General features: G+C 40.2%; 13 protein-coding genes. 7 read left to right on the top strand and 6 right to left on the bottom strand.

The window, feature by feature from the left end; all coding sequences use genetic code 11:
• Window positions 1-9: 9 nt before the first annotated feature.
• From lpxD to lpxA, 3 genes are all read left to right on the top strand, one after another.
• Window positions 10-1,056, top strand: coding sequence for a UDP-3-O-(3-hydroxymyristoyl)glucosamine N-acyltransferase (gene lpxD, locus H3299_RS06595; RefSeq protein WP_182419468.1), 1,047 nt, complete (start codon window positions 10-12; stop codon window positions 1,054-1,056).
• Window positions 1,056-1,526: a 3-hydroxyacyl-ACP dehydratase FabZ gene (fabZ, locus tag H3299_RS06590; RefSeq protein ID WP_182419467.1), complete on the top strand. Its 471-nt coding sequence runs from the start codon at window positions 1,056-1,058 to the stop codon at window positions 1,524-1,526. The genes lpxD and fabZ overlap by 1 nt, the downstream gene beginning before the upstream one ends.
• A 302-nt stretch (window positions 1,527-1,828) precedes the next feature.
• Window positions 1,829-2,647 (top strand): acyl-ACP--UDP-N-acetylglucosamine O-acyltransferase, encoded by an 819-nt coding sequence (gene lpxA / locus H3299_RS06585; protein ID WP_182419466.1) that lies wholly within the window; start codon window positions 1,829-1,831, stop codon window positions 2,645-2,647.
• A gap of 1,052 nt (window positions 2,648-3,699) precedes the next feature.
• Here lpxA and rsmA read toward each other — a convergent pair.
• From rsmA to lptF, 6 genes are all read right to left on the bottom strand, one after another.
• Window positions 3,700-4,527: a 16S rRNA (adenine(1518)-N(6)/adenine(1519)-N(6))-dimethyltransferase RsmA gene (gene rsmA, locus H3299_RS06580; protein WP_182419465.1), complete on the bottom strand. Its 828-nt coding sequence runs from the start codon at window positions 4,525-4,527 to the stop codon at window positions 3,700-3,702.
• A gap of 168 nt (window positions 4,528-4,695) precedes the next feature.
• Window positions 4,696-5,700 carry a 4-hydroxythreonine-4-phosphate dehydrogenase PdxA gene (gene pdxA, locus H3299_RS06575; protein WP_182419464.1) on the bottom strand — a complete coding sequence of 335 codons (1,005 nt, stop codon included), beginning with the start codon at window positions 5,698-5,700 and terminating at the stop codon, window positions 4,696-4,698.
• Window positions 5,700-6,653, bottom strand: coding sequence for a peptidylprolyl isomerase (locus H3299_RS06570; protein ID WP_182419463.1), 954 nt, complete (start codon window positions 6,651-6,653; stop codon window positions 5,700-5,702). The genes pdxA and H3299_RS06570 overlap by 1 nt, the downstream gene beginning before the upstream one ends.
• 116 nt (window positions 6,654-6,769) lie before the next feature.
• Window positions 6,770-9,145 carry an LPS-assembly protein LptD gene (locus H3299_RS06565; protein WP_182419462.1) on the bottom strand — a complete coding sequence of 792 codons (2,376 nt, stop codon included), beginning with the start codon at window positions 9,143-9,145 and terminating at the stop codon, window positions 6,770-6,772.
• A complete protein-coding gene (lptG, locus tag H3299_RS06560; RefSeq protein WP_182419461.1) occupies window positions 9,145-10,239 on the bottom strand; it encodes an LPS export ABC transporter permease LptG in 1,095 nt (364 codons plus the stop codon). Before lptG ends, H3299_RS06565 begins: the two co-directional genes overlap by 1 nt.
• Window positions 10,236-11,420, bottom strand: a complete 1,185-nt coding sequence (gene lptF / locus H3299_RS06555; protein ID WP_182419460.1) for an LPS export ABC transporter permease LptF — start codon at window positions 11,418-11,420, stop codon at window positions 10,236-10,238. The genes lptG and lptF overlap by 4 nt, the downstream gene beginning before the upstream one ends.
• A 207-nt stretch (window positions 11,421-11,627) precedes the next feature.
• Between lptF and H3299_RS06550 the strand changes: the two genes are divergently transcribed.
• The 4 genes from H3299_RS06550 to H3299_RS06535 are packed head-to-tail and all read left to right on the top strand — an operon-like array spanning window position 11,628 to window position 14,011.
• Window positions 11,628-13,109 carry a leucyl aminopeptidase gene (locus H3299_RS06550; RefSeq protein WP_182419459.1) on the top strand — a complete coding sequence of 494 codons (1,482 nt, stop codon included), beginning with the start codon at window positions 11,628-11,630 and terminating at the stop codon, window positions 13,107-13,109.
• Between the two features lie 3 nt (window positions 13,110-13,112).
• Window positions 13,113-13,562, top strand: coding sequence for a DNA polymerase III subunit chi (locus H3299_RS06545; RefSeq protein ID WP_182419458.1), 450 nt, complete (start codon window positions 13,113-13,115; stop codon window positions 13,560-13,562).
• A gap of 1 nt (window position 13,563) precedes the next feature.
• On the top strand, window positions 13,564-13,731 hold the full coding sequence (locus H3299_RS06540) for a hypothetical protein (protein WP_182419457.1): 168 nt from the start codon (window positions 13,564-13,566) through the stop codon (window positions 13,729-13,731).
• 13 nt (window positions 13,732-13,744) lie between these two features.
• Window positions 13,745-14,011, top strand: coding sequence for a hypothetical protein (locus H3299_RS06535; protein ID WP_182419456.1), 267 nt, complete (start codon window positions 13,745-13,747; stop codon window positions 14,009-14,011).
• Window positions 14,012-14,032: the final 21 nt, after the last annotated feature.

Genomic DNA, 14,032 nt, shown 5'->3' with positions numbered 1-14,032 from the left:
AGTGTTTTGATGTTGGATACGAAGTTTTTTGTCCCATCTCAAGAGATGTCTGCCCAAAAGGCGGCATCTCTTACTGGTGCTCGTTTATTGCAATCTGAATTGGCTGACGTCGTTATAAATAGGCTTGCGCCGCTAGATAATGCCACCGAAGGTTGTCTCACTTTTATCGATAATAAAAAATATAACGATTCGTTGAAGACGCTCGTAGCTTCGGCAATCTTTTGTCCTGAACAATTAATTTCTATTGTTCCTGCAGGCATTGCTATTCTTGTTTCATCAAATCCTCACAGTGATTTTTCGCTTGTAGGTCGTATTTTGTTTCCTCCCTCTGTAGAACCATATCCGGCAACAGGATGTTGGGGGATATCTCCCAATGCCTTTATTGATAGCACTGCACAATTGGAGGATAATGTAACGGTTGAAGCTGGTGCAGTTATTGGTAAAAACGTTGTAATTGGCGCCAATAGCGTAATTTCCGCAACATCAGTAATCGGCGAAAATTGTAAAATTGGCCGTAATTGTTATATTGCGCCCAACGTATCAGTACAATATTCTTTGCTAGGCAATCACGTTTACCTATATTCTGGATGTCGTATCGGTCAAGATGGATTTGGCTATGTCGGTGGTCCGCGTGGAATCGAGAAAGTTCCGCAACTTGGTAGGGTCATTTTACAAGATCATGTTGAAGTAGGAGCTAATTCGACGATTGATCGTGGTGCATTGCGTGATACAATCATTGGCGAGGGTACTAAAATTGATAATTTGGTTCAAATAGCACACAATGTTCATATTGGTCGCTACTGTCTTATTGCCGCCCATTGCGGTATTGCAGGCAGCGTAACAATCGGTGATTTTACGCAGTTGGGTGGACGTGTTGGACTTGCAGATCATACCATTATAGGATCCAATGTACAGATTGCTGCTGCAAGTGGTGTTATGAATGATATCCCCGATGGCGAAAAATGGGGCGGTATTCCGGCTCGGCCATTCAAGCAATGGTTTAGAGAAGTTGCAGCCTTGCGCAGTATCGGCCGTCAACCCAAGGAGAAAAAATAATGAATGCGATCGATGCCGGCACGGTTTTGACGTCAATGGATATTATGAAAATTCTAGCTACTTTGCCGCATAGATATCCGTTTCTACTTATTGATCGAATTATTAATATTCAATCGGATGTTTCTGCGACCGGTGTGAAAAATGTAACCATTAATGAACCGCATTTTATGGGGCATTTTCCAGAAAATCCTATTATGCCAGGTGTGTTAATTATTGAAGCTATGGCGCAAACTGCTGGTGCGATTTGTCTTCATGAGCGTGGTGTCGATCGACCTGGTGTAGTCTATTTTATGACTATTGATAATGCTAAATTTCGCAAACCTGTAGTCCCAGGTGATCAACTTCTTTTACATGTAAAGAAGGTAAAGGGGCGCGGTAATATTGTTAAATTCGCCTGCATTGCTGAGGTTGATGGTGATAAGGTTGCCGAGGCTGAAGTGACGGCAATGATAGATGCAAAAAGTAAGTAGTTAACTGATTTTTCGTCTTCGTTTTTTGCAGGTTCGCTGATCGTTTATTGTTTAAATAGTGGGTTCTGTCTAACATATGGCTGCAACCTTTATTTCAATTTTATGATGTTTTGCGAAAACCTAAAGCTTTAAAGAGCAGGTTTTCATTTAACAAGATTTGCAAGTTTTTGTTCGTGTGACAAATAATTTTCTAATATGTATGATAAAACTTTCTATCCAAGTTAGTAACTTTTTTAAAAGTTTGATGGAAATTGGACGTTTATAATATTTTTTAAAATGAAAACTAAGTGAAGGTGACTATTATGGCTGCTGCTCAAATTCATCCAACTGCATTAGTTGAGACCGGTGCCAAGCTTGGCGATAATGTTATTATTGGTCCATTTTGCCATATTAGTGCCGACGCTGAAATTGGCGATAATTGTGAGCTGATGAGCCATGTCGTCATTATGGGAGCAACAAGCTTAGGCGAGGGTGCAAAAGTATATCCACATGCTATTTTGGGAGCAGATCCACAAAATAACAAGCATAAAGGTGGGCGCACTACCCTTGTGATCGGTAAAAATTGTATTATCCGCGAAGGTGTTACCATGCATCGCGGTTCTGATAATGCGTTGGGGACGACTATTATTGGTGATGATTGTCAATTTCTTGCTTATGCGCATGTAGCACATGATTGTATATTAGGTAATCATGTAACATTTTCTAATAATGTCATGATTGGCGGCCATGTCGTTATAGGTGATCATGTTATTATTGGCGGCGGCGGAGCTGTCCACCAGTTTGCTCGGGTCGGTCATCATGCATTTGTTGGTGGTTTGGCTGCATTAGTGGGTGATCTTATTCCTTTTGGTAGTGCTATTGGAGTTCATGCCCATCTTGGTGGCTTGAATATTATAGGAATGAAACGATCTGGTCTTCAACGCGTTGAGATTCATGCAATGCGTCATGCGGTGAATATGCTGTTTGATCGTACTAAGCCAATTAAGGAACGTGCCCAGGATGTGCGTGCACAATATCCTGATTCATTAGCGGTTATTGATATGTTGAATTTTATTGAAGACCGTGGCAAACGTTCTTTTTGTACTCCACAATTAGGTCTTGAAATGAATGATGGAGATTGATTGCTTATTCTAGCAATTTCAAAGCCTGTGTTTGAGTTGTGTCTGTGAGAATTATTGGATTTATAAGATAAATCAATATTTGATTTAATTAATCAAATGATTGAGAAGCTGCTGTCTTTTCCCAATTCTTTATCAGCGTTATGCACCAATTAAGATGCGTTATTTTTTCCAATAACTATCTTTTAAGTAATATCCCAATGCCGCTACTTTCTGCTGTTTTTACAGATTGGTTAGCAATAATTGCTATGCTTGGCTGTTCAGCTTGCTGGTAGATTAAACTCAAAAAAACGACAAGCGCTTGATCAATAAGGTCAAGTAAACCTACATCCCGCAAGCGATAAAAATGATATTCAATCAATGTAAATGGCGCAAAGTCTTTGGATCAATGATCAATCCTACAAACTGTATTGGCTGTTTATTAAAAGGGTTCCCGATATCACGATCTTCTTGCTTGTGGGGAACCAACATTGCAAGAACGAAATCAAAACCCAATTAACTGTTGCCCATTAACCATCAGTGCAATCGTTTTAACTAACGCAATTTTCTTGTGTTATACTGTTTATAGGGAGTATGAGTCCAATTGATTATCCATCCTTCCGTTTTCCCAAACAAAGTGAATTAATAATGGACGGTGATACTCAATTAAATTTTCAGTGAGGTTCTAGGTTCTGGCTCCAAGAAATATTTGTGACTGTTTCGTGTATTTTTTAAGCAATACTTTGACTTTATGCAAAGGGGCTTAATATTATTTTTTTGTCAAAACAATTAGGTGTCGCGCATCTGTATCTTATGTCTACCATTTTCAAACTTTACATCTTGTATGTAATTAGAACTAAAAAATAGTCTTTTCCCGATAAATGACCATTTATTGTGATTGATTTAATTCATATTTTGGGGATGTTTATCTTAGCATAAACATATGTAAAGCAAGCAGATATTCGATCGCTTAATAAATGATTAGATTATTTTTTGTTATCATAAAATACAAAAATGAAATATTTTTAAATAGCTCAACCTACAACTATTTATTAATGTAGCTTGTGTTAAGAAGGCTATATTAAATTTGCTAGTTTGACAAAGTCCTCAATGTCTAAGGTTTCCGCCCTCCGAGTAGGGTCGATGCTAGCCTCATTTAGCAGTTGCTCACCACCAAGACTTTTAAGACTTTGGCGTAACATTTTGCGTCTTTGGCCAAAGGCCGCAAGTGTCACCTGTTCTAGCTTTGCAACGTTGACAGTTAATGGCTTATCTCTAGGTATAAGGTGAACGATAGACGATGTTACCTTGGGAGGAGGAGTAAAAGCCTGAGGTGGTACGTCAAAAGCTATGCGTGCTTGTGTGCGCCAGCCAGCTAGAACGCCAAGTCGTCCATAGTGATCATCATTTGCTTTGGCTACAATACGTTGTGCTACTTCTTTTTGAAACATCAAGGTAAGAGAGTGATAGAAAGGTGGCCATGGTTCAGTTAATAACCAATTGATCAATAATTGCGTACCCACATTATAGGGTAGATTCGCAATGATGCGTGGTTTTTCCTCAATATTTGAATATAGTTCAGTATATTTGACTTCTAACGCATCACCATGAATAATATTTAAACGATTTGGGTATGCGCGTGAAATCTCGTCCAATGCCGCAAGACAACGCTCATCACGTTCAATTGCGGTTACAATTGCGCCTTGCGCTAATAACGCACGTGTTAATCCACCGGGACCGGGGCCAATTTCTAAAACCGGCTTATCTTGTAAATCGCCAGCTTGCTTAGCAATTTTTGTGGTTAGATTAAGATCAAATAAAAAATTTTGGCCAAGTGATTTTTTGGCGGATAGACCGAATGTCTCGATAACGTCACGCAATGGGGGGAGATTATCAATGGCCATGTTATACCTTAAATTTCTAAATATCTTTCGCATCGGTAACTGATTGTAATGGTAAATGCAAGATATCATACAATTGACCGATAATTATTTTAAGATCCTAAAAACTAGAGAAGTCAGCATTGCTAAAGGCTTTAGCATTTAAAATAATGGTAGCCAACATGGTTAAAGTTACTCAGTATGGTTCTGTGATAATTTATCTGCGAGCTTAATCGCTGCAATCAAACTATCAGGTAGCGCAATACCCTTATTAGCGATATCAAAGGCGGTGCCATGGTCTGGAGATGTTCGAATGAAAGGCAATCCCAAAGTCACATTAACAGTATCATCAAAGCCAATTGTCTTTACTGGAATTAGCGCTTGATCATGGTACATACAAAGGGCAACATCATAATTTGCGCGTGCTCGTGCATGAAACATAGTGTCTGATGGCAAGGGATTGGTGATAATAAGACCTTGTTGGCGTAAAATATCAATAGCAGGTTGAATAATATCCCTATCTTCCACGCCCATGGCGCCTGACTCACCTGCATGAGGGTTTAGCCCAGCTATGGCGATACGTGGCGCACTAACGCCAAATTTATGGATAAGATCATTATTACAAATTGTTGCTATTTCGATAATGAGCTCTTTAGTCAGTGCTTGTGGTACTTGCTTCAAAGGAATATGTACCGTCACTGGAACCGTTCGCAGTTCTGGCCCTGCTAGCATCATAACAGGCTTAACTGGTTGTCCTATATAGCGTTGCGCTAGGTCTGCTAAAAATTCAGTATGACCAGGAAACCCAAACCCAGATTCATATAAGTTAATTTTTGCAATAGGGCAGGTGACAATAGCTCTTGCTTTTTTATCAAAAACTAAGCCAACAGCTTGTTCAATTGCCTCAATAATGCCAGCGGCATTTTTCGTTAAGGGTACGCCAACCTGATCAATTTGATGATTTATCAAAGGTAGAACAGGTAAAGAATAATCAAAATTTTCTGCAGGATTATTTGGAGTGCTGATATGGATATCAACATCAAGATCAAATAACTTAGCGCGTTTCGCTATAATATTTGCGTCACTAATAATAAAAAAAGGCGGTAAGTTTGAAAGCTTGCGGTTCAGCCAAGCCTTCAAAGCAATTTCCAAGCCTATTCCAGAAGGATCCCCAGATGATAGAGCAATAGGCAGCATTAAGGTGTTTGAATCCGTGCTGACTTTCTAAGTTCAGCAATATATTTCTTTTCAAGCTGAGATGCTTTAGCTTCGCTATTATTGCCTTCTTGAATAGAAAAAACAAGCTGAGCTACGCGGTCATCATTGACTTTGCGAATGGAACAAATAGTCAAAAATTCAACACCGCGAGCGGTTTCTTGCACGGCTGTAGCTTTGCCAACACTTGTTGCTTTAATTGTTTTTTCCCACTCAGGTGGTAATTGTTGCTCAAGCACACGCCCAAGGTTACGAATAGTAATATCAATTTTGCCTTTTACTAATTCACGGGTAGAATCACATCCATTAACGCGTGAACGTAAAGCATTGGCCTCTTGGCGGCGCTGACCTAATATTGCACCACGACGGTTTGCCGGTATAACAAATATAACTTGCTGTATAAGATATTCATTAGCGGTTGGTTTAACACCACCATTTTTTAACATACGTTGTACAGCTTCCCCTTCGGAAACCATACCTTCAGCACGGAAACGCGCGCTGACCAAGCGACCCCATCCCATTTGCACCATGATATAAGCTTTAAAATGGGCTGGTGTCAAACCTGCTTGCGTTAACATTTGTCCCATTTGCTGAGGGGACATATTATTGCGCGCGGCAAAATTGTCATATGCAGCATTAACTTCTTGTAGACTGACTTCAATGTTGCGGCGTTTCATTTCTACACGCTTTAACATTTCGTCAGTTAACTCTTCGCGAGCTAACTGGGTAAGATTACCGCCGCGGTTTTGAACCTTTAGAAACGCTTTACGCTGTTCAATGTCAAGATTTGTTATTGCATTGCCATTTACCACCAAGGCAACGGTTGTTGATGCTGCTTGAGCTGCATGCAAGCCTGCAAAATCACTACCAACAAAACTAACACTTAAGGCCGCAGACATTAAATATGCAAAAAGGCGGCTTTTTATTCTTACCATATTTCAAGCTCTCATCTTATTCGATGTCATAACGACATATGTTTTAACACAATTATAATAAAATAAAAGGCAAAACAATGACAGGTCCATAACGAACCATATTAACAAGTGTAAAATTAACGGGCGGTTCCTGATCCAAAATCACCAATTGTACGAAATGATAGCATAAAATTCCAATTATGCGAAGATGCGGTTTCTCCTGGATTGCGAGTTTGCGAATAACCAAAAAGAATACCAAAGCATTCATCTTGATAATTTATTGCGGTACCTGCGCGTACAACCGTCTCTGAAACAATATCATAGCTAGTATTGGCTGATATATTCCAATTGTTAATTATTTTAACGCTTCCATTAACTGAAACTTCTTGGCGGTCATCAGAATAACCATAATTAGCTTGGCGCTCAATATAGGCGTATTGCGTTCCTAGCGATAGACTGGACCATTGCTTGCGAAGATCTATTTCACCGCGCCGCACTTGCAAGGTTCTTTCATCGAAGCGCCCACGCGTTGCCAAGGATAGGCCTGCGCCATCAGATAAGCCAAGCATTGCTACATAATCAGAGCGTGCGGTTTCAAGGCCAGAAGCGGAGCCAACGCTAACCAAGTCACTGCTATCAAATGAATTTATGCCGCCGATTTGGAATGACTGTCCTGCTAGGCCATAAAGCGACCAGTTATTATCAAAGTTGCCAGAATAACGTACACCCAAATTGGCTCTAGTGCCGCCTTCTACGCGATCATATCCCGAAAACTTGTCGCGCTCAAATAATGTAGTTGCATCAAATACGAAACTTTGTGCATCCTCATTGGTTAAGCGCCCAGCATATTGTTCATTATTGCGAGCATAAATTTGTGCGGTTGGCTCAATGATATGGGTTGAACTGCCCGCACTTATTAAAATTGGATAGCGCACTTCCAAGCCAGCTGTAGCCATGCCACGCAAGGCATTATCTTTAATATCAAATTTGCTATAGTCTAAGCTAGATGATAGCGCTTTGCTATAATTATCGTCCGGCGATATTACAAAACCATCGCCGCGCAAAGCAAATAACGGTGTTATCACCAAACCTTGCTCAGATATAAAATCACGCTTCCATTCAAGTTCGCCAGTTAAGCGTGTTGATGTTCCATTGATGCCGGCTAAGCGCGCTCTGTCAAGTGCGTTTCCATTCCAGTCAGCAAATGCATAATCGGCATTTTCTCTATATAGCGATTGGAAGTTTGTCGTAACCTTTAACTCACCGCCGAAAACAGCTTCATCAGGAATGAACGAATAATCGATCCTTGGTAAAACCCAAGGTTGTTTGGTATTACGTTCACTGCTATTTGATTTTAATAGATCTTCTTGAACATCGAAGTGATAAAAGCGCATGTCAAAATAATTGCGCTTATTCAAACCAGTCAAGTATATTTGCGACCGGTTAACCTCTGAATTATAATCAGAAATACCGTAGGTTCTGCTAAAATTACGATCTGATTGTGCAAGAATGTCCCAACCAAAATTCCAGCGCGGATTAATATTAAAATCGCCCTTAGTAGTCAAAGAGTAGCGATTAGTTTGGCGCTTATCAATTGACCAGCTATCAAAGTCGTCACGATTTAATTGGTTGATGTAATTTAAGCGAATGTCATAGCTACCGTTTTCTAAACGATGCCGCCATTCACCCGAGACCAATGCGCCTTGCTTGGAATAGCCAGTTGTTGACAAAGTAAAATCATAGTTGGGTGCTAAATTCCAGAAATAGCCGCTTGAAACACCAAACCCTAAATTATCTTTATAAATAAAGCTAGGTGAAAGAAAACCGCTCTTTCTTTTGACTGAAGGATCGGCCATTTCAAAAACGGGAAACCAAGCAATCGGTACACCATATACTTCAAAGCGACTATCTTCAAAGCGCATGGTTTTAGTTGTGCCGTTCCAGATAATTTTGCGCGCTTTAACCTGCCAAAGCACTTCACTATCAGGCTTTTGGTAACAAGGCTCACAAGCTGTATAGGCGCCGTTATTAAAGACGGTCATTTGCCCGCCACTGCGCTCAGCGCTTTCAGCTGCAAAACGTGTATTATCGGCGGTTTCAGCACGAAGGCTATTCACAAATCCTTCACCAAGATCGTCGGTTAAATCAACTTCTTGGGCATAAACTTTTACACCTTTTGCATCGACAATCTCTACATTGCCACGCCCCATCACACGCTTAGTTTGTTGGTTGTAGGTAACCTCTCGTGCAACAATACGGTTGCCATTATATTCAATTTGAACATTGCCTCGAGCAGTTACTGTATGCTGATCTCGATCCATCACCATTTCATCAGCTGATAATAACATTGGAGCGTTATTATTAGCAGAATTACTAGTGGTTAAAGAGCCAATATTTTGGGTATAGGCAGAGGAAGGTAGTCCTACAGTTCCTAAAACACAAGCAAGTGCTGTACCACAAGCCAAGGCTTGTAGGTAACCAATGTAATTACTGTGTTTATTTAATTTATTCACTAGCCATCCTCCTTATGGAGCAAGAAAGAAACTCCAAAGAACATTGCAATTAAAACTGGTACCCATGCAGCGACTATGGGGGGGACATAACCTGCATCACCAAAAGCTTTAACCATTACCGATACAACATAAAGCACGAAACCTGCAAGGATGCCAGCTAAAATCATAATACCAGACTGGCCAAATCGTACAAATTTCAATGAAACAGTTGCTGCGATTAATGTCATTGCCACAAGAAGGGCAGGTAATGCAATGAGAGATTGCAGTTGCATGTTAAAATTATTTGCAGAATACCCAAAAGAACGTGCGACCTCAATTTTATGAGGAAGTTCATAAAACGGAATGGTTGTTGGATCTGCTAGGCGCTCCTCTAAATATTCGGGGCGTAGCTGGGTCGGTATTTCCAATGTTTTAAAAGACTTGGGTGGCGCGCCTGCACTGGTTTGAGTTACATTGTCCAAAATCCATTTGCCAGTTTCTAAGGTTGCGGTGCTAGCATTTAGCCAGTCTTTTATTGTTTTGTCATCATTATAGCGAACAAATACAGCATTTTGTAAAACGCGACCTTTTTCGAGAATCAATGCAGCACCAATAGTTATCCTGCTATTCCCAGTGCTTTGTGTTAGCCAAGGAACACGATTATCTTTTGCGTTAATTGCAATGTTGGTTGGATTAGTCCATTGAGCAATAAGGCTTTCTGCTTTTGCTTGGCTCCAAGCTGCAAGTGGGTTAACGATGACCACTGCTGCAAGCCCAAATAGCAACGCCCCCACACAAGCAGGCAATAAAAATTGCCAAGCAGAAAGCCCGATAGAGCGTGCCACCACAAGCTCGAATCGGCGATTAAGAGACATTAATGTTGCCATTGCTGAAAATAAAGCAACAAAGGGAAAGAGTTGTTGCATGATAAAAGGAATGCGTAAGGCAGATAAAGCAAAAGCGCCTAAAGCTGAATAGCCGGGAAGAGACGCAAGTCGCCCCGCATTTTCAGAAAAATCTATTAACATGGCAAGGGTGAAAATACCGATGACAAAGTAAAAAGTAATACGGATATAACGAATGAAAAAATAGCGTCCAAGTGTCCAGCCAATCATTTTTGGACTCCTTCATTCGCTGCTTTCTTAGTTTTTTTAAATCGAACTTTCGAAAACACTTTTGCTAAACTATCTTGCCAAATTTGCGGTATAGATAATTGACGATTTGTCAGTAATAAAAATGACAGGAACATAATTGATAAAATGGGAACCGCATAGAGAAAAGGAATATAAGCAAGATCATTGTCGGCCTTGTCGCCAAAAAAATAACCAAGCCAAAAAATAAAAAACGTGCAACCCAAGGCAACCAAAATTGCGGATGTACCACCTTGGCGGTGTGAGCGCGCGTCGCCAACGGTTGTCAACGCAATCAAGGCGAATACTATTGGATAAAGCCATGAAGAAAACCTGCGGTGCAATTCGGCTGTATATTGTTGTGGACGGCGTTGAAAATTGGGGTCATCGGGGTTTGGGTGGCGTAATTCCGATAAGAATTGGTCTTTAGGATAGGTAAAAGAGCCGCGTTCTTCTGGCGCAAATTCACTTAAATCAAATGTATAGGATTCAAATTTAATGATTTTTATATCACCAGTCTTGTATTCGCGGCGTTGGATTTCACCGTTTTTTAATACTAAAAAATCTCCATTTTTATTATTGGCAACATAACCGCTAACCGCGTAATAATTAATTTCAATGTTTGGATCAGTGCGATTGACAATAAAAAGCTCACCAATCTTTCCATCCGCTGTACGTTCACCAATTTCGAGATAGATATTTTGCTTTAACTGGCGAAAGGCTCCTGTTTGTAAGAACATATTAATTAGATCTGAATTGGCTGAAGCCAACATTTGTCGCATATTGAGGCGCGCATGTGGTGCAACATAATTTGTAATAGCAAAGGAGCTGATAGATGCTAAAATCGCCAATAATATTACTGGGCGCCAGATAACATAACGCGGACTACCCGCAGCCGATATAACGACAAGCTCGGAGTCTTGGTTCATCATATAAAAAATAATAACAATCGCGATAACAAGCGCAAAAGGAATAACGAGCGGAATAACTGAAGGTATAATAAGCGTGGACAAATTAAAAAATGTCCAAAAAGTTTGTCCGCTTGTGGTTAGAAAATTAATGCGATCAAGTAGCTGGACAATCCAAACGATCCCGATTGAACCAAGCAAAACGGCAAAAAATAAAGTTAGAATCCTGCGCAGGATATAGGTCTCGATTAAATGCATAAAAAGAGTTGAAACTCCTGCTCTCTTGGGCGAATAGGCCTTTTAAAAAATATCAATTTGTAAAATGAAACTTAATTTATCATATTACCGATAAGAATCGCATATAAAGCTTAATTATTTTACTTTTGCCATAGGTTTTTACATTTTTTCAAGAAGCTATCATAAATTGTGTAATTAAACAGTAAATCCAAAACAAAGGGATGCTCAATGTCAAAGATTATTTCGCCTAAGATTTCCAGCGTTGCCAAGCCTAAAAAAGGCACTTTTATAATATTTAATGGGGCTAATGTAAGGCCAAGTGATAAGGTTTTAAAAATTGCCAATGAAGATTTCGTCAACCAATTAATTAAAGTTCATGGTTTTAAAGGTGAAGTTTCCACCGCTGTCGAATCTATTCAAAATAATGAACAAGGTTATGATCGTCTTATTCTCATTGGTGCTGGTGAGGTTGATAAATATAATTTTGATGACTGGATGAAACTTGGCGGTTCAACTGCGGCACAATTTGGTGGTAGTCAAAATATTACTGTTGCCCTTTCTTTTGCGGATATTACACCGTCGAAGCGTGATATTGCTGATTTTATAAGCGGTATATTGCTGCGGCTCTATGATTTTGATAAGTATAAAACTAAAGCAAAGAAAGATAATAAGGCACCAGTAAAGCTGACTATTCAAGCTGATGATGAAAAGCTTTTAAGTGCCGCCTTTGAAAAGTCTCAACAAATGGTTGAGGCAATTATTCTTGCTCGTGATCTTATTAATGAGCCTGCGAATATTTTAGGCCCCGTTGAATTTGCTGAAGAAATACAAAAACTTGAAAAACTTGGACTAAAAATTGAAATTCTAGGTGAAAAAGAGTTACGCAAGCTTGGTGCTAATGCCATTTTAGGTGTGGCGCGTGGCTCTGCGCGTCCACCGCGCCTTGCAATCATGCGTTGGAATGGCAGCGCATCTAAAGATAATCCTATTGCTTTTGTTGGTAAAGGTGTTGTTTTCGATACTGGTGGCATTTCGCTTAAAGGCGGGGCAGGTATGGAAGATATGAAAGGTGATATGGGGGGAGCCGCCGCAGTTGTTGGTGCAATGCGCCTTTTGGCAGCCCGTAAAGCCAAGGTAAATGCGGTTGGTGTTGTGGGCTTGGTTGAAAATATGCCGGATGGTGATGCACAACGCCCTGGTGATATTGTTACATCAATGTCAGGGCAGACGATTGAGATTATCAATACCGATGCTGAAGGTCGCTTAGTTCTTGCTGATGCCTTATGGTACACAAAAGAAAAGTTTAAACCAAAGTTGATGATTGATTTGGCAACACTGACTGGGGCTATTATGGTGGCTCTTGGGCATGAGCATGCTGGTCTTTTTGCTAATGATGATGCATTGGCCGATCATCTACTTGATGCCGGCCGTTTAACCGGTGAGAAATTGTGGCGCATGCCATTGGGCAAAGAATATGACAAGATTGTTGATTCGAAATTTGCTGATATGCGCAACAGTACTGGTCGGTTGGCTGGTTCGGTAACGGCGGCGCAATTTTTAAAACGCTTTGTTGGTGATACTCCTTGGGCCCACCTTGATATTGCTGGTGCAGCTATTGATTCAATTAAAAATGAGTACAACCAATCATGGGCATCGGGCTTTGGCGTACGCCTATTAGATCGGTTTGTTGCCGAATATTATGAGGACTAAGTTTTGAGTGAAGTTCTGTTCTATCACTTAACACAATCAACATTAGACAGGACCCTGCCGGGTCTTGTCGAGCGCTCATTAGAGCGAAAGTGGCGCGTTTCAATCCAATTTGATAGTGAAAAACGCCGTGATGAAATTGATAAGCATTTATGGGCATTTTCGCCAATATCATTTATTCCACATGGACTTGATAGTGATATTTGGCCTCATGAGCAGCCGGTTATCATGACCTGCACGGACGAAAATCCTAATCAATCAACAGTGCGTTTTTGCATTGAGGGAGCGCAGTGCAAAAATCTTGATAATTACGAGCGTATTGTCATCATATTCGATGGACATGATAGCGAACAACTTAATCGTGTACGCGCGCAATGGAAAGAGTTTAAAACAGCGGGGCATACAGTCACCTATTGGCAACAAAACGAAAACCAAAAATGGGAGAAAAAAGCTTAAAATGCGTGTAACACCAATATTATTAATAGCCATTGGTTTTTGGGGGTTAGCAAAGCCAGAAACATTGCTTGATCCAAGTCATTTAGAATATGGACGTTGGATTTTTGTTGTTATTATTGCGCTTGGGGGCTATGCACTATGGCGGACAGTAAAGTCAATGAAGCGTTGATAGGTGTTAGTAGATGTTACTTACACAACGTATTCTTATTTTGTCTTGGGCTTTAGCAGCTTCATTACTAACGCTTTTTCTCATTGGTTTTAGTCATATTTATTCATCGCTTTTTGGTGAGGCCCATGTTTTAATGGCGTTTGATCTAAGTTTCATATTATTTACAGTTATATATACGCTTGTTTTTTGGCGTATTTTAAAGCGACCATTGCCAATTTGGGTTACATTTTTAGCCTTTTTACCGCCTTTTGCAATATTTTGGCTCATTTTGGCGCCTTAAACAACGCCTTAATAGATTTTT

The sequence above is a fragment of the Bartonella sp. HY038 genome, assembly GCF_014117425.1.
GTDB lineage: Bacteria > Pseudomonadota > Alphaproteobacteria > Rhizobiales > Rhizobiaceae > HY038.
Note: the sequence above shows the minus strand (reverse complement) of the source record. Positions and strands in the feature narration are given on the sequence as shown.